This window comes from Streptomyces tateyamensis, assembly GCF_003205575.1.
Taxonomy (GTDB): domain Bacteria; phylum Actinomycetota; class Actinomycetes; order Streptomycetales; family Streptomycetaceae; genus Kitasatospora; species Kitasatospora tateyamensis.
In genome coordinates, this window is sequence record NZ_PYBW01000069.1 from 20,258 (window position 1) to 43,463 (window position 23,206).

At 75.0% G+C, this 23,206-nt stretch carries 22 protein-coding genes; 13 read left to right on the forward strand and 9 right to left on the reverse strand.

Annotated features, from left to right (window positions below):
• Nucleotides 1-315: 315 nt before the first annotated feature.
• The 5 genes from C7C46_RS35130 (at nt 316) to C7C46_RS19300 (ending at nt 5,010) form a co-directional block, all read left to right on the forward strand.
• Entirely contained in the window at nt 316-468 is a 153-nt protein-coding gene (locus C7C46_RS35130; protein ID WP_181442422.1) for a hypothetical protein, read from the forward strand.
• A gap of 156 nt (nt 469-624) precedes the next feature.
• Nucleotides 625-1,260 carry a class I SAM-dependent methyltransferase gene (locus C7C46_RS19285; RefSeq protein WP_110671110.1) on the forward strand — a complete coding sequence of 212 codons (636 nt, stop codon included), beginning with the start codon at nt 625-627 and terminating at the stop codon, nt 1,258-1,260.
• A gap of 205 nt (nt 1,261-1,465) precedes the next feature.
• Nucleotides 1,466-2,854: a hypothetical protein gene (locus C7C46_RS37365; protein ID WP_146259141.1), complete on the forward strand. Its 1,389-nt coding sequence runs from the start codon at nt 1,466-1,468 to the stop codon at nt 2,852-2,854.
• Between the two features lie 7 nt (nt 2,855-2,861).
• Nucleotides 2,862-3,800 carry an N-acetylmuramoyl-L-alanine amidase gene (locus C7C46_RS19295; protein WP_245984542.1) on the forward strand — a complete coding sequence of 313 codons (939 nt, stop codon included), beginning with the start codon at nt 2,862-2,864 and terminating at the stop codon, nt 3,798-3,800.
• A gap of 91 nt (nt 3,801-3,891) precedes the next feature.
• On the forward strand, nt 3,892-5,010 hold the full coding sequence (locus C7C46_RS19300; protein ID WP_146259142.1) for a hypothetical protein: 1,119 nt from the start codon (nt 3,892-3,894) through the stop codon (nt 5,008-5,010).
• A gap of 71 nt (nt 5,011-5,081) precedes the next feature.
• Here C7C46_RS19300 and C7C46_RS19305 read toward each other — a convergent pair whose 3' ends face one another.
• From C7C46_RS19305 to C7C46_RS19315, 3 genes are read right to left on the reverse strand one after another with little or no spacing between them, the layout of a single operon-like run.
• The gene (locus tag C7C46_RS19305; protein ID WP_425470098.1) at nt 5,082-6,170 is read right to left on the reverse strand and encodes a prenyltransferase/squalene oxidase repeat-containing protein; all 1,089 of its coding nucleotides are present in this window, start codon (nt 6,168-6,170) and stop codon (nt 5,082-5,084) included.
• Nucleotides 6,167-6,901: a class I SAM-dependent methyltransferase gene (locus C7C46_RS19310; protein WP_110671112.1), complete on the reverse strand. Its 735-nt coding sequence runs from the start codon at nt 6,899-6,901 to the stop codon at nt 6,167-6,169. The genes C7C46_RS19305 and C7C46_RS19310 overlap by 4 nt, the downstream gene beginning before the upstream one ends.
• A 46-nt stretch (nt 6,902-6,947) precedes the next feature.
• On the reverse strand, nt 6,948-8,273 hold the full coding sequence (locus tag C7C46_RS19315) for a glycosyltransferase family 4 protein (RefSeq protein WP_110671113.1): 1,326 nt from the start codon (nt 8,271-8,273) through the stop codon (nt 6,948-6,950).
• Between the two features lie 282 nt (nt 8,274-8,555).
• Between C7C46_RS19315 and C7C46_RS19320 the strand changes: the two genes are divergently transcribed.
• Genes C7C46_RS19320 through C7C46_RS19340 form a run of 5 tightly spaced genes read left to right on the forward strand, consistent with a single transcriptional unit; the run spans nt 8,556 to nt 13,960 of the window.
• On the forward strand, nt 8,556-9,782 hold the full coding sequence (locus C7C46_RS19320; RefSeq protein WP_110671114.1) for an SCO2321 family membrane protein: 1,227 nt from the start codon (nt 8,556-8,558) through the stop codon (nt 9,780-9,782).
• Nucleotides 9,779-10,411: an SCO2322 family protein gene (locus C7C46_RS19325; protein ID WP_245984544.1), complete on the forward strand. Its 633-nt coding sequence runs from the start codon at nt 9,779-9,781 to the stop codon at nt 10,409-10,411. Before C7C46_RS19320 ends, C7C46_RS19325 begins: the two co-directional genes overlap by 4 nt.
• Nucleotides 10,408-11,493 (forward strand): CbiQ family ECF transporter T component, encoded by a 1,086-nt coding sequence (locus tag C7C46_RS19330; protein ID WP_110671115.1) that lies wholly within the window; start codon nt 10,408-10,410, stop codon nt 11,491-11,493. Before C7C46_RS19325 ends, C7C46_RS19330 begins: the two co-directional genes overlap by 4 nt.
• The gene (locus C7C46_RS19335) at nt 11,490-13,097 is read left to right on the forward strand and encodes an ABC transporter ATP-binding protein (RefSeq protein WP_110671116.1); all 1,608 of its coding nucleotides are present in this window, start codon (nt 11,490-11,492) and stop codon (nt 13,095-13,097) included. The genes C7C46_RS19330 and C7C46_RS19335 overlap by 4 nt, the downstream gene beginning before the upstream one ends.
• A complete protein-coding gene (locus tag C7C46_RS19340; protein WP_110671117.1) occupies nt 13,094-13,960 on the forward strand; it encodes an ECF transporter S component in 867 nt (288 codons plus the stop codon). The genes C7C46_RS19335 and C7C46_RS19340 overlap by 4 nt, the downstream gene beginning before the upstream one ends.
• Here C7C46_RS19340 and C7C46_RS19345 read toward each other — a convergent pair.
• Nucleotides 13,929-14,384, reverse strand: a complete 456-nt coding sequence (locus tag C7C46_RS19345; protein ID WP_110671135.1) for a MarR family winged helix-turn-helix transcriptional regulator — start codon at nt 14,382-14,384, stop codon at nt 13,929-13,931. The two genes, C7C46_RS19340 and C7C46_RS19345, sit on opposite strands and share 32 nt — an antisense overlap.
• A gap of 143 nt (nt 14,385-14,527) precedes the next feature.
• Between C7C46_RS19345 and C7C46_RS19350 the strand changes: the two genes are divergently transcribed.
• Nucleotides 14,528-14,776 carry an SCO4226 family nickel-binding protein gene (locus C7C46_RS19350; RefSeq protein ID WP_110671118.1) on the forward strand — a complete coding sequence of 83 codons (249 nt, stop codon included), beginning with the start codon at nt 14,528-14,530 and terminating at the stop codon, nt 14,774-14,776.
• Between the two features lie 51 nt (nt 14,777-14,827).
• Here C7C46_RS19350 and C7C46_RS19355 read toward each other — a convergent pair whose 3' ends face one another.
• The gene (locus tag C7C46_RS19355) at nt 14,828-16,882 is read right to left on the reverse strand and encodes an MFS transporter (protein ID WP_110671119.1); all 2,055 of its coding nucleotides are present in this window, start codon (nt 16,880-16,882) and stop codon (nt 14,828-14,830) included.
• A 174-nt stretch (nt 16,883-17,056) separates the two neighbouring features.
• Here C7C46_RS19355 and C7C46_RS19360 point away from each other — a divergent pair, with 174 nt between their 5' ends.
• Nucleotides 17,057-18,010, forward strand: coding sequence for a peptidoglycan-binding domain-containing protein (locus tag C7C46_RS19360; RefSeq protein WP_110671120.1), 954 nt, complete (start codon nt 17,057-17,059; stop codon nt 18,008-18,010).
• Nucleotides 18,011-18,017: 7 nt separating this feature from the next.
• Here the strand turns inward: C7C46_RS19360 and C7C46_RS19365 are convergent, their stop codons facing one another.
• From C7C46_RS19365 to C7C46_RS19380, 4 genes are all read right to left on the reverse strand, one after another.
• A complete protein-coding gene (locus C7C46_RS19365) occupies nt 18,018-18,599 on the reverse strand; it encodes a TMEM165/GDT1 family protein (RefSeq protein WP_110671121.1) in 582 nt (193 codons plus the stop codon).
• Between the two features lie 195 nt (nt 18,600-18,794).
• Nucleotides 18,795-19,514, reverse strand: a complete 720-nt coding sequence (locus C7C46_RS19370) for an ABC transporter permease (protein ID WP_110671137.1) — start codon at nt 19,512-19,514, stop codon at nt 18,795-18,797.
• A 71-nt stretch (nt 19,515-19,585) separates the two neighbouring features.
• Nucleotides 19,586-21,157, reverse strand: coding sequence for a dolichyl-phosphate-mannose--protein mannosyltransferase (locus C7C46_RS19375; RefSeq protein WP_110671122.1), 1,572 nt, complete (start codon nt 21,155-21,157; stop codon nt 19,586-19,588).
• Between the two features lie 65 nt (nt 21,158-21,222).
• Nucleotides 21,223-22,506 (reverse strand): MFS transporter, encoded by a 1,284-nt coding sequence (locus C7C46_RS19380; protein ID WP_110671123.1) that lies wholly within the window; start codon nt 22,504-22,506, stop codon nt 21,223-21,225.
• 115 nt (nt 22,507-22,621) lie between these two features.
• Here C7C46_RS19380 and C7C46_RS19385 point away from each other — a divergent pair, with 115 nt between their 5' ends.
• Nucleotides 22,622-23,152 (forward strand): MarR family winged helix-turn-helix transcriptional regulator, encoded by a 531-nt coding sequence (locus C7C46_RS19385; RefSeq protein WP_110671124.1) that lies wholly within the window; start codon nt 22,622-22,624, stop codon nt 23,150-23,152.
• The last annotated feature ends 54 nt before the right edge of the window (nt 23,153-23,206 follow it).

Consider the following 23,206-nt stretch of genomic DNA (forward strand, 5'->3'; position numbering starts at 1 on the left):
CGTCGGCCGAGGCGCCGTCAGAGAGCTGAGGGTGCACCTATGACGACCTGTCCGTTCTTCACCCTCGCCTGACCCCGTCCACGGCCGGTCCCCGCGGGGGCCGGGCGCACCCCTGGCGGGTCAGGTGACACGCCGTCGGCTGGATAGGGTTGTTGTCCGGGTCGGCCAGTAGGGTGACGGACCAACGGGGCTGATCGCTCCGGCACGCCGCGATCCGGTGGCCGTGACCGGGCGCCATCGTCCCGTGCCCGGCCCGCGGCCGTGGCGGTGCCGTGCGGCACCCCCGGCCCCACCCACGCACGGAGAAGACGAGAGATGTCCGAGACCCTCACCGACACCAGCGAACACGGCGCCGACGAGGCCACTGCGGAGGACTCCGCGCACGGCCGCCACCGCGGCGTGGTCGCCGCCGACGACAGCCCGGAGGCCGACCCGCACGGCCGCCACCGGCTGGGCGCCGCGAACTGAGTCCGCATCCCCGTCGGGCCCGGCACACCACTGGTGCGCCGGGCCTGCGGCGTTCCCGCGCGGCTACCCGTCGGTAACCGCCCACGAAGGGGCATCGAGTAGGGTCGCCCGGACGACACGGGCCGGGCCGGCCGGCCCCGGACCGGGAGCCGCACCATGACCACCCCTGCCCCCGAGGTGCTGGCCGCCTTCCGCGCCGCCGACGGCTTCATGCCCGAGGACGAGGGCCTGGCGCTGTACGCCGCGGCCGTCGAGGCGGCCGGGCGCACCGGGCTGCCGGTGCTGGAGATCGGCACCTACTGCGGGCGCTCGGCGATCCTGCTGGCCGACGCGGCCCGCCGCACCGGCACGGTGGCGCTCACCGTGGACCACCACCGCGGGTCCGAGGAGCAGCAGCCCGGCTGGGAGTACCACGACCCGAGTCTGGTCGACCCCGAGGTCGGCCTGATGGACACCCTGCCCCGGTTCCGCCGCACCCTGCACGCGGCCGGCCTGGAGCCCTACGTGGTCGCGCTGGTCGGACGCTCCCCCCAGGTGGCCGCGGTCTGGGGCGGCGAGCTCGCGCTGGTCTTCGTGGACGGCGGCCACACCGACGAGCACGCCACCGGCGACTACCAGGGCTGGGTGCCGCACCTGGCCGCGGACGGCCTGCTGGTGGTGCACGACGTGTTCCCCGACCCGGCGGACGGCGGGCAGGCGCCCTACCGGGTGTACCTGCGGGCGCTGGCCGAGGGGTTCGAGGAGGTCTCGGTGACCGGCTCGCTGCGGGTGCTGCGACGGACCGCCCGTTGAGGGTGCCCGCCCCGCTGGGTCCGATCCGGTGAAGACCGCTGATCGGACCTGGCCTTCTCGCGCACTTTTTCGGGAGCCGGGGCACCTGGTGCAGTGATCGGCCGGTACGGTGACGACGGGCAGCCACGGCACGACCGGCCGGCTGCCCGAGTCGCACCACCGACGAGCACCGGGCAGACCTGGCAGACCTGAAGGCGGGCCACCGATGACGGACCAAGGCGACATGACTCCGGCGGTCTGGGACCCCACCGCGCGCGACGGCGCGGGCGGCTGGGTGCGCCGGCAGGCCGAGCCGGTGGCTCCGGACAGTGCCGCGCCGTACCCGCCGGCCGCTCCCCGCCCGACCGCGCCGGGTACCACCGGTCCGGTGGTACCCGGCCCCGTGCGACCCGGCCCGGTAACGCCCGGCCCGTTCCCCCCGCCCGCCCAGGCCGCCCAGCCTGCGGGCGGCCCCGTCCCGCCCGCCCAGCCCGCCGGCCCGCCCGACGGCTCCGGCGCCGACCAGGGCCCGCCCCCGGCCGGCCGCCCCTACCTGCCGCCCACCGCCCCCGGCGGACCGCCCGCCGGACCCCCGAACGGCTACGGCTACCCCCAGGCCCCGCCGACCGCCCCGCAGCCGCAGCCGCAGCCGGGCGGCTTCCCCGGCCACGCCGCAGACCGGCCCACCGGCCGCTTCGCCGCGCCCGCCGCGCCGCCGTTCGGCCCGCCGCCCGGGGCCTACCCGCCGCCACCGGGCGCCCAGCCCGGCCCGGTGCCCGGCCCACCGACCGGCTACGGCTACCCCCCGCAGCAGCCCCACCAGCAGCCCCACCAGCAGCCGCTGCCCTACCCCCAGCAGCAGCCCCCCAGCTTCCCGATCGGCGCCCAGTTCCACGGCGAGCAGGACGAGGAGCCCGCCCGCCCGCGCCGCACCCCGCTGCTGATCGGCGCCGGCCTGGTCCTGGTCCTCGCGGTCGGCGGCGGCGCCGTGCTGGCCTCGCAGAACTCCGGCTCCCCCGGCCCGGCCAAGGCCGCCCCGCCGGCCCAGTCCCCCGCCACCGGCGCACCGGGCACGGCCGCGCCGAGCGACGGCAGCTCGCCGAGCGCGCCCGGCAGCCCGAGCAGCAGCACCGGGCCCTCCGCCGGTCCGAACGCGCAGAACCAGGCCAAGGCGCTGGACGACCTGCTGACCCGCGGCGAGGGCGCCAAGGCGCCGATCGGCAGCGCGGTGGCCAAGGTGGACAGCTGCCCGGCCAAGTCCGACATCGACGCGGCGGCCCAGACCTTCGACTCGGGCGCCACCCAGCGCGACCAGCTGCTCGCCGACCTGGCCAAGCTCGACCTGTCCGACCTGCCGGGCGGGCCGGACGCGGCGGCCACCCTGAAGACCGCCTGGCAGACCTCGGGCGACATCGACCGCTCCTACGCGGCCTGGGCCCGTACCGTGAGCGCACAGGGCTGCGGCGGCAACAAGTCCGCCCCGTCGACCCCCGACAAGCAGAAGGCCGACGACCTCAACCCGCAGGCCACGCAGGCGAAGAAGGACTTCGTGGCGAAGTGGAACGCTCTGGCCGGCAGCTACGGGCTGGCCAGCCGCACCTGGGACAGGATCTGACCGCACCGTGAACCGCACCACCCGCCCGACCGCCCGCGCCACCGGCGCCACCCGCCGCGCCGCCCTGCTGGGCGCGGCGCTCGGCCTGCTCGCGCTGACCGCCTGCGGCGGCCCCGCCGTCTCCCTCCCGGCCGCCGCGGTGGCCCCGCCGCCCGGCACCGTCCCGTCCCAGGCGGCCGCGGCGCCCAGCAGCCCGGCCCCGGGCAGCGCCGCCGCGAGCCCCCAGGACCCCGGCTCGGCCGCGTCCGCGGCCCCGTCCGCCGGCGCGGGCAAGCCGCTGGCCGGCCGGACGGTGGTGCTCGACCCGGGCCACAACCCCGGCAACGCGGACCACGCCACCGAGATCAACCAGCAGGTGGACGTGGGCAACGGCCGCAAGGAGTGCGACACCACCGGCACCGAGACCAACGCCGGCTACACCGAGGCCGAGTTCACCCTGGACGTCTCCCACCGGCTGCGCGATCTGCTGCAGGGCCTGGGCGCCACCGTGCTGCTCACCCAGGACGGCGACCGCCCGTGGGGTCCGTGCGTCACCGAACGGGCCGCGATCGGCAACGCCGCGCACGCGGACGCCGCGATCTCGGTGCACGGCGACGGCGGCCCGGCCTCGGGCAGCGGCTTCCACGTGATCATGCCCGCCAAGGTGGTGGCCGGTAAGGCCGACACCCGCCCGATCACCGACCCCTCGCACCGGCTGGGCCTGCTGGTCCGGGACGACTTCCAGAAGGCCACCGGCGAGGGGTACGCCAGCTACGTCGCCGACCAGGGCCTGGACACCCGCGACGACCTGGGCGGGCTCAACCTGTCCACGGTGCCCAAGGTGTTCATCGAGTGCGGCAACATGCGCAATGCCGGGGACGCCCAGAAGATGACCGACCCGCAGTGGCGCCAGCAGGCCGCCCAAGGCATCGCCGACGCCTTCCGCGCATTTCTGACCGGTTCCTGACCAGGACCCCACCCACTGACCGGGGCGGGCGGCGGTCAGTAGACTCACTGCCCGTCACACGGACACGACAAAGCAACGAGGGGACCGATCAGTGAATCTGCGCGCGCTCAGCAGGGGAGATGCCGCCGTCGCAGTGGCGGCCTTCGTCCTGCTCATCTCGTCATTCCTGCCGTACGTGTCGGCCGACTGCGCCGCGGACGCGTGCTCGTCGAGCGCCTGGAACAGCGACCTGTTCCCGGTCCTGCCGTCGGAGTACCTGCTGGGGATCTTCGCCGCGGTGCTCATTCTGCTGCAGCGCCTGCAGGGCGAGGCGGCGAAGACCCGGCAGATCCTGGGCCTGCGGCTGGACCAGTGGGGCACCTCGTTCGCCGTGGTGGCGCTGTGGACCGCGCTGTGGGCGCTGGGCGCCGGCTCCAACCACTCGTGGGGCGCCTACCTGGGCCTGCTCGCGGTGCTGGCGCTGGCCGGCGCGGCCGTGGCGGCGCCGCTGGTGCCGGCCCTGCAGGCCCCGCTGCTGCCCGAGGCCCCGGCCGCCCCGCTCGGCTACCCGCAGCAGGGCGGCTACCCGGCGGGCCAGGCCTTCCCGCAGGCGGGCGGCTACGGCTACCCGGGCCAGCAGCAGGTGCCGGGCCAGAGCTTCGGCGGCCAGCCGCAGCAGCCCGGTCAGCCGCAGCCGGGCGGCTACGGCTTCCCCGGCCCGGCGATGGGCCAGGGCCCGCTGGGCCAGCCCGGTCCGGGTCAGACCTTCGGCGGCCAGCCGCAGCCGGCCCAGGGGCAGGTCTTCGGCGGCCAGCCGCGGCCGGCCGCCGCGGCGCAGCCCGCGCAGGGCTCCCCGTTCGCCCCGGCCGCGGCCCAGGAGTCGCCGTTCGCCCAGTCCCAGTCCCAGCCGCAGGACGCCTTCGCCGCCCCGGCCCCCGCCGCCGAGGCGCAGGGCGGGGTGCCGCCGGTCTCGGCCGCCGAGCAGACCGCGGTGCTGCCGCCCGTGGCCAACGGCCCGGCGCCGACCCCGGCCTTCGCGCCGTTCTGGTTCGCGGTGCCCGAGCCGCGCCGCCTGGCGCCCAAGGACGGCCCGGCCGGGCCGCCGGCGGGCGACCTGCTGCCCGGCACCTGGTACCTGGCGGTCGAGCAGCGCGGCACCGCGCTGGTCGCCCAGCTGCAGGACGGCAGCCAGGGCGTGCTGCACGACGTCTCCGGCATCCAGCGCGGCTGACGCCCACTCACATCGCAAGGGCCCGAGGGGAGTTGCTCCCCTCGGGCCCTTGCGTCAGTGCTGACGCGCACTCAGCAGCAGTCGCCGGACAGTCCGCCCGGCAGCTCCGCGGCGCCGAAGACCGCCACGGTGGCCGGGTCGCCGCCCAGCGCCGCGACCGCGAGCAGCAGCGCGCCGGCGGTCCAGGTGGTGCGCTCCTCGGGCCAGATCGCCTGGTCCTCGAAGACGTAGCCGGTCCAGTAGGAGCCGTCCTGGTGGCGCAGCTGCCGGTGGATCCAGCGCACGATCGTCAGCGCCCGCTCCGACTCCCCCACCGCCCACAGGGCCAGGGCCAGTTCGGCGCTCTCGCCGCCGGTCACCCAGGGCCGGTCGCTGACGCACCGCACGCCCAGGCCCGGCACCACGAAGCGGGACCAGTCGGCCTCGATCCGGGCCAGCGCCTCGGGGCCGCGCAGCGCGCTGCCCAGCACCGGGTAGTACCAGTCCATCGAGTAGCGGTCCTTGTCGAGGAACCGCTCGGGGTGGCGGGCCACCGCGTGGCGCAGCCGTCCGGTGGCCAACTCCCAGTCGGGCTGCGGCTCGTCGAGGTGGTCGGCGATGGCCAGCCCGCACCGCAGCGCGTGCAGGATGCTGGCCGAGCCGGTCAGCAGCGCCTCCTGCACCGGGGTGCCGTCCTCGTCCAGCCGCCAGGCGATCGGGCCGCCGGGCAGCTGCAGGCCGACCGTGAAGTCCAGCGCCCGCCGCACGGTGGGCCACAGCTGGCGCAGGAACTGCTCGTCCCCGGTGGCCAGTTGGTGGTGCCAGAGGCCGACGGCCAGGTAGGCGCAGAAGTTGGTCTCGATCGAGCGGTTGCTCACCTCGTCGACCGGGTCGGCGCCGTCGCCGAAGTAGCCCGCGTACCAGGAGCCGTCCGGGTTCTGCCGCTCGGCCAGCCAGCGGTAGGCGCGCTCGGCGGCCCGGTGCTCGCCGGCCGCGTCCAGCGCCATCGCGGCCTCGGTGTGGTCCCACGGGTCCAGGTGGCCGCCGGTGAACCACGGGATCGCACCGTCGGGGCGCTGCTCGGCCAGGATGCTGCGCACCGTGGCCCTGACCTGCTCGGCGTCCAGCAGGCCCGGCAGCAGCAGGCTCTGGGGCGCGGCCACCCCGTCGGGGATGGTCACGCGCGGGCCCGCTGCGGCTTGCTGGCGTAGGCCACGAAGCTCTTGCCGATCACCGGGTTGAGCGCCGCCTCGGCGGCCTTGGTGAGCTTGCTGATCACCGGGGTGCCGACGATGTCCCAGACCAGCAGCTGGTGGTACGCCTTCACCGCCGGCGACTTGTCGTTGTTGACGCCCACCGCGCACTTGATCCACCAGTACGGCGAGTGCAGCGCGTGCGCGTGGTGGGTGCCGTACGGCTTCAGCCCGGCGCCGCGCAGCTTGTCCAGCAGCTCGTCGCCCCGGTAGATCCGGATGTGGCCGCCCTCCACCTCGTGGTACTCGTCGCTCAGCGCCCAGCAGATCTTCTCCGGGAGCCAGCGCGGCACCGTGACGGCCAGCAGCCCGCCCGGCTTGAGCACCCGGAACATCTCGGCGAGCACGCCCTTGTCGTCGGGGATGTGCTCCATCACCTCGGAGATGATGATCTTGTCGAAGGAGTCGTCCTCGAACGGCAGGTTGAGCGCGTCGCCCTCCATCGCCACCGCCGAGGCGCCCTCGGGCGCCTCGCCGGCCTCGGCCATGGCGTCGAACCACTTCTTGACCTCGGCGATCTCCTCGCCGTTCTGGTCCAGCGCGACCACGTCGGCGCCGCGGCGGTAGCACTCGAACGCGTGCCGGCCCCCGCCGCAGCCCAGGTCGAGCACCCGATCGCCGGGGGCGAGCGGGAAGCGGGAGAAGTCGACGGTCAGCACTGCGGGGCTCCCATACGAGGTTTCTGACGGAGAGTGGGGAACAAGCTCAGAGGTAGCGCCAGCCGGGGCCGCTGCGGGCCCGCTGCCCGGCGCCGGTGGCGATGGCCGCCCGGTACCGCTCGACGGTCTGCGCGGCGGCCCGCTCCCAGCTGAACCGCGCCAGCACCCGCTCCCGGCCGGCCGCGGCGAGCCGGGAGCGCAGCTCGGGGTCGTCCAGCAGCCGGCCGATCGCCTGGGCCAGCGCCCCGGCGTCACCGGGCGGCACCGCCAGGCAGCTCTCGCCGTCCGGCCCGGCCACCTCGGGGATCGCCCCGCCGGTGCTGGCCACCAGCGCGGTGCCGCTCGCCATCGCCTCGGCGGCCGGCAGCGAGAAGCCCTCGTAGAGCGAGGGCACGCAGGCCACCTCGGCGGACCGGAACAGGTCCACCATCTGCTGGTCCGTCAGACCGGTGCGGAACTCGATGTACGGCTCCAGCCCGAACCGCTTCACCGCGTCGGCCACCGGGCCCTCGCCCTGCTTCTTGCAGACCACCACCAGGTGGGCCTCGCGCTCGGTGCGGATCTTGGCCAGCGCCTCCACCAGGTGGACCAGGCCCTTCAGCGGGACGTCCGCGCTGGAGGTGGTGACGATCCGTCCGGGCACCACCGGCACCCGCGCGTCGGGCGCCCAGAGCCGGGTGTCGGCGCCGATCGGGACCACCGCGACGTTCCCGGGGGCCGCGCCCAGCTGCGCCACGATGCCGTCCCTGGAGCTGCCCGAGACGGTGATGATGTGCTCGAGGCGGGCGGCCACCCGGCGCTGCATCCGGGTGAAGGAGTACCAGCGGCGCAGCGAGAGCCGGCGCAGCGGGGTGCGGGCCGCGGCCAGCTCCAGCCGCAGGTCCTCGGTGACCGGGTGGTGCACCGTGGTGACCAGCGGGAAGCCGTGCCGCTCCAGGCCGAGCAGGCCGTAGCCCAGGGTCTGGTTGTCGTGCACCACGTCGTAGCGGCCGCGGTGGCGGGCCAGGTACTGGCGGGCCCGCAGCGAGAAGGTCAGCGGCTCGGGGAAGCCGCCGGTCCACATGGTGGCGACCTCCAGCAGGTCCACCAGCGAGCGGTACTCGGCGAGCGCCGGGGTGCGGAACGGGTCCTCAGGCCGGTACAGGTCCAGGCTGGGCAGCTCCACCAGGCGCACCGAGCCGGGCCCCGCCACTTCGTCCAGCACCGGGTAGGGCTGGGCACTGATCACGTCGACCTGGTGCCCGAGCCGGGCCAGCTCCCGCGAGAGGTGGCGCACGTAGACGCCCTGGCCGCCGCAGAACGGGTCGCCGCGGTAGGACAGCAGCGCGATCCGCAGTGGCCGCTCGGCGGTGGCGGGTGGCTGCCCTGTCATGGTCGGCCCCTTCTGCCCACGCCCGCCGGGCCGAGCGTGTGAACACTGAGAGACCTCGAAGATACCGGCCCGTAGCTTTGCGGACCGACCGGGGGAAGGTGATTCACGCCACGCCTGGTGCACCCGTTCGACCAGCGCCGGCAGGCCTCGCAGGGCCCGGTGGCCGGTCGGGGCGCCGGGCCCGGTGCGGTTAGAGTCGTAGTCCGGCCGTGCCCGGCCCGGCCGGACCGGCAGCGGGGCCCGTGCGGCCGCCCGCTGTCCACCGAAAGGTCCGTCACCCCGATGCTCACCCCCGTCCGCACCGGCGCCGCCCTGCTGACCGCCACCCTGCTGACCGGCCTGGCCGCCGGCCCCGCGTCGGCCGACGCCACCGCCTCCCCCTCGGCCGCCCCGGTGACCGCGCCGGCCGCGCTCTACGGCAAGGGCGACCCGGCCTACGACGGCGTCTGGCGGCAGTCGCTCGCGCTGACCGCGCTGAGCGCGGCCAAGGTGACGCCGGCCGACGCGGCGGTGGACTGGCTGACCGGGCAGCAGTGCGCGGACGGCGGCTGGCCCTCGTTCCGCGCCGACCGGACCGCCGCCTGCACCCCGGCCACCGAGGACAGCAACGCGACCGCCGTGGCCGTGCAGGCGCTGGTCGCGCTCGGCGGACACCAGCAGCAGGTGGACGAGGGCGTGGCCTGGCTCAAGGCCAACCAGAACGCCGACGGCAGCTGGGCGTACAACCCGGGCAATCCCGGCGACGCCGACTCCACCGGCCTGGCGGTCAGCGCGCTGCGCGCCGCTAAGACCGACCCCGGCACGGTGGCCAAGTCCGGTCACACCGGCCTGCAGGCGCTGGCCGCCCTGCAGTTGGGCTGCGACACCGCCGCCGACCAGCGTGGCGCGCTCGCCTACCAGGCCACCGCCGGCTCCCCGCTCACCGCGAACCCGCTGGCCACCGCGCAGGCCGCGCTGGCGCTGGCCGGCGGCGGGCTGCCGGTGCCGGTCGGCAGTGCGGACGGCACCGCTCCGAAGGGCTGCGAGGCCTCGGCCGCCCCGGCCGAGAACGCCGCCGGCTACCTGGCCGCCACGCTCGCGGCCAACGGCCAGCACCTGATGCTGGCGATGCCGGGGGCCACCCCGACGCCGGACTACGCGGCCACCTCGTGGGCGGCGCTGAGCCTGGTGCGGGCCGGACACCCGTTGCAGGCCAAGGCGGCGGCCGACTGGCTGGCGGCGAACGCCGGGTCCTGGGCCAAGGGGACGAACGGCCCGGACGCCGCGGCCACCGCGGTCCTGCTGCTGACCGCCCAGGCCACCGGCGCCGACCCGCACTCCTTCGGCGGCACCGACCTGGTCAAGCAGCTCACCGAGGCCGGCCCGGCGCCCAAGGCGAGCGCCCCGGCGGCCACGGGCGCCGCCAAGAAGTCCGGTTCCTCCTCCTCACTCTGGACCATCGGTGTCGGTCTGCTGATCGGTGCCGGCGGCGGGCTGCTGATCAGCCTGAACCGCAAGCGCGCCAAGTGACCCTGCGCCCGGCCGGACCGGTCCTGGGCATCCTGCTGGCCGGCGCGCTCGTGCTGGTCGCCGCTGCGCCCGCGAGCGCGGCGGCGTACCGGTACTGGTCGTTCTGGCGGTGGACCGGTTCCGGCTGGGCCTACCAGCAGCAGGGGCCGGCGGTGTTCGTGCCCGGGGACGGGGCGGTGGACGGGTGGCGGTTCGCACTCAGCCCGGACGGCGGGCAGCAGGCCGCGCGGCCCGGCGCCTCCGCGGAGTTCGCGGCAATCTGCGCCGGCACCGCACCCCGGGACGGCTACAAGCGGGTCGCGGTGCTGCTGGACTTCGGCACCACTGCTGACGCACTGTCAACTATCCAGCCGCCTGCGGCCCGTACCGCCTGCGCCCAGCTGCGCCCGGGGGCCACCTCGGCCGAGGCGCTGGCCGCCGTCGCGCCGCCGCTGCGCTACGACGCCAACGGCCTGCTCTGCGCGATCGCCGGCTATCCGGCCGCGGGCTGCGGCGAGGCCCTGGCCGCGACCCCGGCCGCGCCCGCCGCCCGGCGGACCACCCCCACCGTCCCGCTGGCCGCCACCCTGACCCTGCTCACCGCCCTGGCCGCCGCGGCCGGCCACCTCGCCAGGCGGCGGCCCGGATGACCCCGCGCACCCTGCACCCGGCCGCCTGGTGGCTGTGGGCGCTGGGCCTGGCCACCGCCGCCTCCCGCACCACCAACCCGTTCCTGCTGGCCCTGATCGCCACCACGGCCGGCTTCGTGGTGGCCGCCCGCCGTAGCAGCGCGCCCTGGTCCCGCTCCTACGGCGCCTTCCTGCGCCTCGGCCTGGCGGTGCTCGCGCTGCGCCTGCTCTTCACCCTGCTGCTCGGCTCCCCGGTCGGCGGCTCGCACACGCTCCTGACGCTGCCTCAACTTCCGCTGCCGCACTGGTTCCAGGGGGTGCGAATAGGCGGGCCGCTGAGCCCGGAGGGCCTGCTCTTCACGTTCTACGACGCGCTGCGGCTGGCCACCCTGCTGATCTGCCTGGGCGCCGCCAACGCCCTCGCCTCCCCCACCCGGCTGCTCAAGCTGCTGCCCGGCGCGCTGCACGAGGTCGCGGTGGCCGTGGTGGTGGCCGTCTCCTTCGCGCCCAACCTGGTGGCCGACGTGCGCCGGCTGCGGGCAGCGCGCCGACTGCGCGGCCGCCCGGACCGGGGGCTGCGCTCGGTGCTGGGCGTCGGCCTGCCGGTGCTGGAAAGCGCCCTGGAGCGCTCGCTCGCGCTTGCCGCCGCGATGGAGACCCGCGGCTTCGGCCGCACCGCCCCCGTCTCCCCGCGGTTGGCCCTGGCCACCCGCTCCCTGACCATGGGCGGCCTGCTGGCCTGCTGCGCAGGCCTCTTCGGCCTGCTCGGCGCCGACCGCGCCGGGTGGGCCGCGCCACTGCTCGCCGCCGGAGCGGCCGCGGTGGCCGGCGCCCTCGCCCTGGGCGGGCGGCGCACCGTGCGCACCCGCTACCGCCCGGACCCGTGGGCCGCCCCCGAGTGGCTGGTGGCCGGCTCCGGGCTCGCGGCCGGTGCCGCCGTGGTGCTGCTCAGCGGCCGCTACCCGGACGCCTTCACCCCCGGCGTGGTCCCGCTCGTGCTGCCCGCGCTCCCGCTCTACGCGGCCCTGGCCGTGCTCCTCGCGCTGCTGCCCGCCGTGGCGGCCCCACCCCCGCCCCCGCTCAGGAAGACCGCCCGACCGTGATCACCTTCGAACAGGTCTCGGTGCAGTACCCGGACGCCGCCGCCCCCGCCCTGGCCGGGGTGGACCTGACCATCCCCGAGGGCGAACTCTGCCTGCTGGTCGGCCCCTCCGGGGCCGGCAAGTCGACCCTGCTGGGCACGGTCAGCGGCCTGGTCCCGCACTTCACCGGCGGCACCCTGCACGGCCGGGTCACGGTGGCCGGCCGCGACACCCGCCGGCACCGCCCGCGCGACCTGGCCGACCTGGTCGGCACGGTCGGCCAGGACCCGGGCGCCCAGTTCGTCACGGACACGGTGGAGGAGGAACTCGCCTACGGCATGGAGTCGCTGGGCCTGGCCCCGGCGGTGATGCGCCGCCGGGTCGAGGAGACGCTGGACCTGCTGGGCCTGGCCGAGCTGCGCAACCGCCCGCTCGCCGCGCTCTCCGGCGGCCAGCGGCAGCGGGTGGCGATCGGCTCGGTGCTGACCGTGCACCCCCGGGTACTGGTGCTGGACGAACCGACCTCCGCGCTGGACCCGGGTGCGGCCGAGGAGGTGCTGGCCGTGGTGCAGCGCCTGGTGCACGACCTGGGCACCACGGTGCTGCTGGCCGAGCACCGGCTGGAGCGGGTGGTGCAGTACGCGGACCGGATCCTGCTGCTGCCCGGCGACGGCCGCCCGGCCCAACTGGGCGATCCCGCCGAGGTGCTGGCCCAGTCCCCGGTGCGGCCGCCGGTGGTGGCCCTGGGCGAGCTGGCCGGCTGGTCGCCGCTGCCGCTCTCAGTGCGCGACGCCCGCCGCCGGGCCGCCCCGCTGCGCGAGCGGCTCGCCGGCGCCGCCGTCCCGCCGGTCGCGCCCGCCACCCCGGCCGTCCCGGTGGCCCGGGCCACCCGGCTGACGGTGCGCCGCGGCCCGATCCCCGCGGTGCGCGCCCTGACCCTGACCCTGCACGCGGGCGAGATCACCGCGCTGATGGGCCGCAACGGCGCCGGCAAGTCCACCCTGCTCGGCACCCTGGCCGGCCTGCACGCACCCACCGCCGGCACCGCCGTGGTGGCCGGTCTCACCCCGCACCGCGCCCGCCCGCGCGACCTGGTCCGCCAGGTCGCCCTGGTCCCGCAGGACCCGCGCGACCTGCTCGCCGCCGAGACCGTCGCCGCCGAGTGTGCCGCCGCCGACCAGGACGCCGGTGCCCGGCCCGGCAGTTGCCGCGCACTGCTGGCGCGGCTGGCCCCCGGCCTGGCCGACCAGGCCCACCCGCGCGACCTGTCCGAGGGCGGACGGCTGACGCTCGCGCTGGCGGTGGTGCTCACCGGCGGTCCCGCGCTGCTGCTGCTCGACGAGCCGACCCGCGGCCTGGACTACGCCGCCAAGGCCCGCCTGGTGGCGATCCTGACCGAACTGGCCGCCGCCGGCACCGCGATCCTGCTGGCCACCCACGACGTCGAACTCGCCGCCGAACTGACTCACCGCGCCCTGGTCATGGCCGACGGCGAACTGGTCGCCGACGGCCCGTGCGCCGAAGTGGTCACCGCCTCCCCGGTCTACGCCCCGCAGGTGGCCAAAGTCCTCGCCCCACAGCCCTGGCTGACGGTACGTCAGGTTGCCGAGGGGCTGGCCCGATGACCCGCCTGGGCCCGCGTGCCGCGCTCGCCCTGCTGCTGGTCTCACTGGTGGGCCTGGCGGCCTTCGGCTGGCCGCTGCTGGCCGGCCCGCACTCGGCGGTGGTCGGCCACGCCGCCGACGCCCCTTGGCTGTTCGCCCTGTTGCTGCCACTGCTGCTGGCGGTGCTGGTGGCGCAGATCTCCGAGGCCGGCCTGGACCCGAAGGCGGTCGCGGTGCTCGGCGTGCTGGCCGCGGCCGGCGCCGCGCTGCGCCCGCTGGGGGCCGGCACGGCGGGCCTGGAGCCGATGTTCTTCCTGATGGTGCTGGCCGGGCGGGTGCTCGGCCCGGCCAACGGCTTCGTGCTGGGCGCCATCACCCTGCCGGCCTCCGCGCTGCTCACCGGCGGGGTCGGCCCCTGGCTGCCGTTCCAGATGCTGGCGATGGGCTGGGTCTGCGTGGGTGCCGGCCTGGTCCCGGGCCCGGTCGGCGGCCGGGCCGAGCGGCTGCTGCTGGCCGGCTACGGGGCGCTGGCCGCGATCGGCTACGGCACCGTGATGAACCTGCAGGGCTGGCCCTACCTGGCCGGCCTGGGCAGCTCGGTCAGCTTCGTGCCGGGCGACCCGGTGAGCGCCAACCTGCCCCGGTTCGCGCTCTACTGCCTGACCACCTCGCTCGGCTGGGACCTGCCCCGGGCGGCGCTGACCGCCGTGCTCTGCGTGCTGGCGGGCGGACCGGTGCTGCGCGCGCTGCGCCGGGCCGTGCGGCGGGCCGCCTTCGCCGCCCCGGTCGCCTTCCGCCCCGCGGCCGACCCAGGCGACCCGGCTCCCGCTCGGGAGCCTCGCCCGGGCGCAGTCAGCGCGCCGCCGGGTGCCGGGTCTGCCTGACCAGGGTCGAGGTCGCCCGCTCCAGCAGCTCGCACAGCACCGCGTACTCGGCCGGGCGGAACGCCCGGCTGAGCCCCGTCTCCAGCTCCGCGACCTCCTGGTGGGCCCGTTTGACCAGCACCTGCCCGGCCTCGGTCAGCTCGGTCACCAGCACCTTGGCGTGCGCGGGCGACACCGTGCGGGTGATCAGGCCCTTGCCGTGCAGGGTGCTCAGCACCGTGGCCATGCTCTGCTGGCTCACTCCGCACCCCCGCGCCAGCTCGGCCCCGGACAGCCCGTCCTCCCGGGAGAGCCTCAGCAGGACCGTGTACTGCGTCATGGTGAGCCCGAATCCCCGCAACACCGCCTCGTGATGGGCCATCAGCGCCTTTTCCGCGCGCCGGATCCGAGTGCACAGGTGCTCTGCCGCCGGCATCTCCGTCATGCGGCACACAATACTGTTCGAACTCGGTGGACATATCTCCTTCACTCGAGGAGCTCGCGTCCGGGGCGGGGCGGGCGCAGTCTGGAAGGACCACGGTCCGGCGAACGGGGCCGGACCGGCGAGCGAGCGGAGGTGCCACTGCCATGGCCACCTTCATGGACGTCCACCGCGGGATGACCGGGATCACGGCCGACCAGCTGACCGCAGCGCACCAGGCCGACCTGGCGATCGAGAAGGAGGAGAACGTCCACTTCAAGCAGGCCTGGGCGGACCCGGACTCGGGCACCGTCTACTGCCTGTCCGAGGGGCCCTCGATGGAGGCGGTGCAGCGGGTGCACGAGCGCGCCGGGCACCTCGCCGACGAGATCCACCCCGTGCCGTTCACCGTCTGACCCGCTTCACGCCCCGGCGGCGATGGCCCGGCGCGATCCGGAGGACACGCCCTAGAAGGACCGCCCCTCGCCGTGCGGCACATGGGCCGCCGGGGTGGGGTCCGGGCGCTCGTGCGGGTCGCCGCAGAGGCTGTCGGTGAGCCGGGTGAGCAGGGCGGCCAGGTCCGCGAACTGCTTCTCGTCCCAGTCCCCCAGCAGCGACGCCAGCTGGCTGCGCCGGGCCGCCACCAGCCGCAGCGCCACCTGCTCGCCCGGCTCGGTGAGCCGCAGCGGCAGCCCGTTGCGCAGCGCCAGCCCGCGGCCCTCCACCTCACGCGCGGCGGCCTCCACCACAGCGGGCGGCACGATCCCGCGCTCCGCCAGTTCGGCCGGCTCCACCGAGCCCTGCCGGTGCATCTGCAGCAGCAGCCAACTGGCGGCCGGTTGCAGGTCCAGGCCGGCCTCGGCGGTGATCCGCCGGTACAGGTCGCGCCGTGCCTCCCGGCTGCTGAGCACGGTCAGCGCCCGGGCGATCTCGTCCACCGAACTGCGCTCCACCGGGTTCATCCCGATCGACTCGGACAGGTCGGGCGCGGTCACCGAGGCCCGCAGCGGCTGCTCCTGGACGAACAGCGCCAGCACGAAGGCCACCGCCGCCACCGGCGCCGCGTACAGGAAGACCTGCGCGATGGAGCTCGCGTACGCGTGCAGCACCCCGTGGGCCACGGACGGCGGCAGCTGCTGCACCACCCGCGGGTCGGCGAGGATGGTGCCCGCGCTGAACCCGCTCGGCAGCTGCACCCCGTGCAGCGCGTCCGCCAGCCTGTGCTTCAGTCCGGTGGTGAAGACGGTCCCGAAGATCGACACCCCGAAGGAGGCGCCGATCGAGCGGAAGAAGGTGGCGGAGGCGGTGGCCACCCCGAGGTCCTGGTAGCCGACCGAGTTCTGCACGATCAGCACCAGCACCTGCAGCACCAGGCCCAGCCCGAGGCCGAAGACCAGGAAGTACAGGCTCATCACGGTGGTGGAGGTGGACTCGGTGAGCCGGGAGAGCAGCACCAGGCCAACCGTCACCACCGCGGTGCCGGCGATCGGGAAGACCCGGTAGCGGCCGGTGCGGGCGACCACCTGGCCCGAGCCGATCGAGGTGACCAGCATGCCCAGCACCATCGGCAGCATGTGCACCCCGGACATGGTGGGCGAGACGCCCTGCACCACCTGCAGGAAGGTCGGCAGGTAGGTGAGCGCGCCGAACATCGCGAAGCCGACCACGAAGGAGATCACGGCGACCAGGCTGAAGGTCCGGGACCGGAACAGCCGCGGCGGCAGCACCGCCTCCTCGGCCCGCCGCTCGACCAGGACGAAGGCTGCCAGCAGCACCACCCCGAGCACGCCCAGGCCGATGATCTGCCAGGAGCCCCAGCCGTAGGTCACCCCGCCCAGCGAGGTCATCAGCACGAAGCAGGTGGCCACCGAGGCGATCAGCACGATGCCGGGGTAGTCGATCCGGTGATCGCGCTTGACCTCGACGCTGTGCAGCACCACGGCGATCGCCACCAGCGCCACCGCGCCGATCGGCAGGTTGATGTAGAACACCCAGCGCCAGGAGAGCTGGTCGACGAAGAAGCCGCCGAGCAGCGGGCCGAGCACGCTGGTGGCGCCGAAGACCGCACCGAACAGGCCCTGGTACTTGCCCCGGTCGCGCGGCGGCACCAGGTCGCCGACGATCGCCTGGGTCAGCACGATCAGGCCGCCGCCGCCCAGGCCCTGCAGCGCGCGGAACCCGATCAGCTCGCCCATGTTCTGCGACAGCCCGCAGAGCGCGGAGCCGACCAGGAAGATCACGATGGAGGCCTGGAAGAACCGCTTGCGGCCGTACATGTCGCCGAGCTTGCCCCACAGCGGGGTGGCGGCCGTGGAGGCCAGCAGATAGGCCGTCACCACCCAGGACAGGTGCTCCAGTCCGCCCAGGTCACTGACGATGGTGGGCAGCGCGGTGGAGACGATGGTCTGGTCGAGGGCGGCCAGCAGCAGCGCCAGCAGCAGCGCGCTGATCGGCACCCAGAGATTGTGGACCGGCGGCTGCTGCGGGCGGAGCGGTTCGGTCTCGGTCGCCGGTTCCGCCATCGCGGGCCTCCAGGTGATGCGCCGTCCGGTGTCTGGTCCTCATCGTGTCAGATTTGTCCCACTATGTGATGGACAGTTGGGCCATTAGTAAGCCGGGCGGGCCTGTCGATCCCCAGGGGACTGCTGCATAATCGGGCGCGTTCGACGCACCGACGTTCCAGGAGGACCGGTCCCATGCCGGGATTCGACCAGCCAGGCCCCGGTCCGGATCCCGACCTGACCGAGACCGCCGTCCTGCCGCACTTCGAGGGCCCGCCGCTGGTGCGCCCGTACGCGCCCTCGGCGCCGCTCGGCGACCCGTTCGCCACCACCGTCCTGCCGCCGCAGCAGCCCCCGGTGGTGCCGCAGCAGCCGACGGCCGGTCAGCTGCCGCCCGTGCCGCCGAGGCCCTCGATGCCGCCCCACGCACCGTCGGTGCCCGTGGCGCCCCCGGCCGAGACCACCGCCCTGCTCCCGCCGGCCCCGCCCTCGGCCGCCCCGCGCGAGCTGGGCCTGTTCCCGCTCGCCACCGCTGAGCCGGCCGGCTCCAGAGGCGCGGACCGCCGGGCCAGAGGGCGCCGCACCGGCCTGATCGCCACGGCCGGTGCGGGCGCGGTGGTCCTCGGCGTGGGCCTGGCCTTCGCCCTGGCCCCCGGTTCCGGCGACAACCACCAGGCGCTGCCGGTGCTGCCCACCGGCGTCCAGGAGCCGAGCCCGAGCGCCCAGCCGAGCAGCACCGCCGCCCCCTCGGCCACCGCCCCGGCCAGCACCGCCGCCCCCAGCCCGGCCAGGCCGACCGTAGCCCCCAGGAGCAAGGCCGCGTCGCCGACCGCGGCCCCCACCACGGCTGCCCCGCCGACCACCCAGGCGCCCAAGCCCTCCCCGAGCAGCAGCCCGACTCCGAGTCAGTCACCCAGCCCGACGGCCGCCCAGGTCCTGCAGCCCGGCATGAGCGGCCCCGCCGTCTCCGACCTCCAGCAGCGGTTGGCCGCAGCCGGCTGCGGCAACGCCCGCAGCGGCACCTACGACGGGAAGACCAGGTCCGAGGTCAGCCTGTTCCAGAACTGGAACGGCATCTGGCCGACGCAGGGGTACGGGATCTACGACGCGCAGACCCGCACCGCCCTGGAGGGCGGCAAGACCTGCTGACCCCGCATCACCCCGTGATCGCCCCCACGATGCTCACGCCCGCCAGCACCAGCATCGCCGCCGCGGCGATCCGGATGATCACCTTCATCGGGACGTGCTTGAGCAGCTTCTGACCCCCCAGGATCGCCAGCCCGCCGACCGCGCACAGGGCCAGCCAGGCGCCCAGCCCCACGGCGAGCGGATCGGCGTACTGGGCGGCCAGGTTGGCGGTCATGATCTGGGTCAGGTCGCCGAACTCGGCCACCGCCACCACCAGGAAGCTGGCCCCGGCCACCTTCCAGAACCCGGTGGAGGCCGGCTTCTTCGACTCGTGCGGCTCCTCCTCGTGCTTGTGCAGCAGCAGCATCACCGCGCCGGCCAGGAAGAGCAGCCCGGTCACCCCCTCCACCCAGCGGTGCGGCAGCAGCGCCAGCAGGCTGCCGGCCACCAGTGCGAGGCCGACCTGCACGGCCATCGCGGCCGCGACGCCGGCGAACACGTAGGAGGCCCGGTACTTGGTGCCCAGCATCAGGGCGGCGAGCGCGGTCTTGTCGGGCAACTCGGCCAGGAAGATGATGCCGAAGGTCACGGCGAAGACGGTCAGGCTCATTGGAACTGAGGATCCCTCGGTTGCGGCTGCCCGGCCAGTCCCGAGGAGCGAAAGAGACCTCGGCCCGGCAGCACTGGTCTGGTCACAGCACTGCGGCCGAAGGTCTCGCCAACACGGTGGTCCGTGTCCCGGGCGCCGGGCCCCTCATCGCTGAGCGGCCAGTATGTCGACGGTCCGGTGGAGGGCTACTCCCCTTCAACTCCTCCACTGTACCGGACGTCGTACCAGGCCCCGCGCCACCAGTTCGAGCACCACCACGATCGCCACCGCCTCCACCGCCAGCAGCGCGACCAGCACGAACAGCTGCACCGCCCCCGCCGCCACCGGCGAGGCCCCGCCCAGCAGCATCCCGACGAACGCGCCCGGCAGCGTGACCAGGCCCACCGTGCGGGTCTGGTCCAGCGCCGGGACCAGCGAGGTGGCCGCGGCGGTCCGGCAGATCTCCAGCCGCGCGTCGCGGTCCTCGAAGCCCAGCGCCAGCGCCGCCTCCACCTCGCCGTGCCGCTGCGCCAGCTCGTCCAGTGCCCGGCGCCCGGCCAGCGAGGTGGCGGTCAGCGCACCGCCGATCAGGATCCCGGCCACCGGCACGATGGACAGGCCCTGCCAGGGCAGCAGCCGACTGACCAGCAGCAGCGCGAGCACCGGTGCGACTCCGGCGCCGATCGGTGCCGCCGCCCAGGTCCAGGACCAGCCGGGGGCGTCCGTCATCCGCCGTCCGGCGGTGCGCACCGCGACCGAGAACATCACCAGCACGAAGAGCGCGGTGAACCAGAGCGAGTGCACCACCCAGGTGATCACGAAGGAGACCGCGGCCAGCTGCACCACCGCCCGGATCCCCGCGCGCAGCACGTCCCGCCCGTGCCCGAGCCGCCCCCAGCCGGCCACCGCCACCCCGGCGGCCAGCAGCACGGCCATGGCCACCCCGAGCGCGGGGGTGACCGGCAGCAGCTGGTTGCCCCCGACGGCAGCGGCCGGCGGGCCCGCGGTCAGATCCAACTGGTGAACCACATGTGGTCCTGCCAGTCCGTCATCGGGATCACCTGCGCGGTGTAGAGCGGCAGGAAGTACAGGAAGCAGCCCATGACCGCCAGCACGACGGACCCGGCCGCGACCCCGCCCCAGGCCCGCCGCCGCACCGAGCAGCCGGGCGGACCGAGCACCGCGCCGAGCATCTGGGCCACCGCCAGACAGAGGAAGGGCACCAGCACCACCATGTAGAACGAGAAGATGGTGCGCTGCTGGAACCCGAACCAGGGCAGGTAGACCGCCGCCACCGCACAGAGCACCGCGCCCGAGCGCCAGTCCCGGCGGAAGAACCAGGCCCACAGCAGGTAGGCCAGCGCGAAGCAGGCGGTCCACCAGAGCAGCGGGGTGCCCAGCGCCAGGATCTGGGTGGTGCAGCCGCCGGGCGCGGTGCAGCCCTGCTGCCCGGTGCTGACGGGCTGCCAGTACATCGACACCGGACGGCCCTGGACCAGCCAGCTCCACGGGTTGGACTGGTAGGTGTGCGGGCTGGTCAGCGTGGTGTTGAAGTGCCACATCTCCGACTGGTAGTGCCACCAGCCACGCCAGGCGGCCGGCCCGAAGCCGGAGCGCCCCTCGCCCCACTGCCGGTCGTAGCCGCCCGAGGTGGCGAACCAGCCGGACCAGGAGGCCACGTAGGTGGCGGCGCCGACCACCACCATCGAGGCGAAGGCGGGCACCGCGTCGTGGCGCAGCATCGCCCGCCACGGGTGCCGGGCGCCGGCCCGGCGGCGGCCGGCCTGGTCCCAGAGCACGGTGAGCAGGCCGAAGGCGGCCAGGATCTGCGCACCGTTCCACTTCACCGAGCAGGCCGCGCCCAGCATCAGCCCGGCCGCCAGCCGCCACGGGCGCAGCCCCAGCCGCACCGAGCCGCCGTCCACGCCGTCGGCGAGCAGCCGGGCCCGGGTGCGGTCGCGGTCCAGCAGCAGGCAGCCGAAGGCGGCCAGCACGAAGAACATCAGCACGCCGTCCAGCAGCCCGGTGCGGCTCATCACCAGCTGCAGGCCGTCCACCGACATCAGCAGCGCGGCGGTGCAGCCGAGCAGGGTGGAGCCGAACAGCCGCCGCCCGATCCGGGCCAGCATCAGCACCGTGAGGGTGCCGAGCAGCGCGACCACGACCCGCCAGCCGAACGGGTGCAGCCCGTAGACCGCCTCGCCGAGCGCGATCACCCACTTGCCCAGCGGCGGGTGCGCCACGAAGGCCGGCGAGCTGCCCAGCGGGATCGTCTGCGGGACGGCCAGGAGCTGCTCGTTGGCGTTGTTCGGCCAGCTGCCCTCGTAGCCCTGTTGGAGCAGCGACCAGGCGTCCTTGGGGTAGTAGGTCTCGTCGAAGACGAAGGCGTTGGGGTGGCCGAGGTTCCACAACCGCAGCACTCCGGCGAACAGCGCCACCGCGATCGGTCCGACCCAGCCCGCCGACCGGAGCAGCCAGGGCACCCGGTCGGCCAGCCGCGCAACGAACGGCGAGCGGCCGGTCGGTGGGGCCGCGTGTGCCCCGCCGACCGGCCGCTCGATGACTGCCGTGTCTGCCATCGCCCCACCGTCGACTCGTCGATCACCGCCGAGCCGTGGTCCCGGCGATCTCCCCGGTCACCCTCTCACGCCGCCGTCTGCAGCTCGCGGAGCGGCGCGGGGCGCGGGCTCACCCGCTCGGCCGCGTTGTCCTGGGCCGGGGTGAGGTGCCCGCGCAGCCGCAGCGCCAGCACGATGATCAGCAGCGTGCAGCCGGTCATCACGGCCAGGTACAGCGGCCAGGTGCCGGAGCCGACCAGCAGCACGCCCACCGCCGGGCCGACCGCGATCGCGGTCTGCTTGACCAGCGCGAAGGCCGAGTTGTAGGTGCCCAGCAGCCGGCTGGGCGCCAGGTCGGCGACGATCGGGCCCAGGGTCGGGGCCAGCATCGACTCGCCCGCGCCGAACAGCACGTAGATCGCGACGATCGCCACCGTGGCGGCGGCCGTCTCCTCCCGGATCAGCCCGGCCAGCAGCGCCATCGCCCAGGCGCCCAGCCAGAGCACGCCGGTGGCCGCCATCGCGGTGCTGCGGCGGCGCCTGGCGGTGACCCGCACCATGATCATCTGGAGCACCACGATGGTCACCGCGTTGGCGCCGATCGCCAGGCCCAGGGTGGACGGCGCGGTCCTGACCGTGTCGGTGGCGAAGGCCGCGACGCCGGACTCGAACTGGCCGTAGCAGGTGAAGAAGATCAGCCCGGCCAGCAGGCACAACCGCAGCATCGCCTTGTCCGCCCGCAGCGCGCGCAGCGCGGTGGGCGCCGGGCCGTCGCCCACCAGGACCGGCGCCGGAGCGGGGATCCTCGCGGTCCCGGTGACGGCCGCCAGCCCCAGGAAGGTGAGCGCCTCGATGGTGAACAGCCGGGTCAGGCTGGCCGGGTCGTCCACGTTGACGATCTGGCCGCCGACCAGGGCGCCGATGCCCATGCCCAGGTTGATCAGGGTGAACTGGAGCGCGAAGGCGTGCGAGCGGGTCCTGGCGGTGGAGCAGCGCACGATCATGGTGGCCAGCGCCGGCTGGCAGGTGGTCACCCCGCCGCCGAACAGGAAGGAGGCGACCAGCAGCCCGGCCGTCCCGCTCGCCTGACCGAAGGCGAAGGCGCCGGTGGCGGCCAGCGCACAGCCGGCCAGCAGCACCGGACGCGGCCCGAACCGGTCGATCCCGCGCCCGGCGAACGGCAGCACCACCAGCGCGGCCAGCGCGAACACGGTGAAGACCATCCCGGCGGCGAGCGAGCCGAGCCCGCGCACCTGGTCCACGTACACGAACATGTACGGCAGCGTGAAGCCGCTGCCGAAGGCGCTGAGCACGTTGCCGAGCTGGACCCGGCGCAGGGCGCCGCCCGCTTCGTACTTCTGCTGCTTCATCGGGAGACACCCCTTCAAGGTTCAGACCGTAAGACTTAAGGCCTAAACTCTAAGGCTCGAAACAATATTCCGTCAAAGCCTTAAGTGAGGGGGTAGATCGTGGGACACTGGGCCCATGAGTGCACCCAAGCCGGCCGCGCAGGACGCCGGCGAACTGGCCATCGCCGAGCAAGTGGCCATCTACCAGCGGGAGTTCCCCACCGTGGACCCGCAGGTGGAGACCATCGTCTCCTCGCTCTCGCGGGTCGCCAGGCGGATGGGGGTGGCCTACTCGCGCCAGCTGACTGTGCTCGGGATCACCAGCGCCGAGTGGGAGGTGCTCAAGGCGCTGGTGGTGGCCGGCAGCCCGTACCAGCTGGGCCCGGGCGAGCTTGCCAAGCGGCTGGGGCTCACCCCGGCCGCGATGACCCACCGGATCGACCGGATGGTGGCCGAGGGCCTGGTCACCCGGGACCGGGACGAGGCCAACCGGGTCCGGGTGATCATCGAGCTCACCGAGGTGGGCCGGGACAAGTGGCTGGAGTCGATGCGGATGGCCGCGGTCTTCGAGGAGGAGCTGCTGCACGACATCGTCCCCGCCGAGCGCACCGTGCTCACCGGGCTGCTGGGCCGGATGCTCACCCGGCTCGAGGAGGAGCACTCCTGACCTGCCCGGGCGGGTGCCGGGCCGCCGTGCGTCGGCCATCGGACCGCCTCGCGG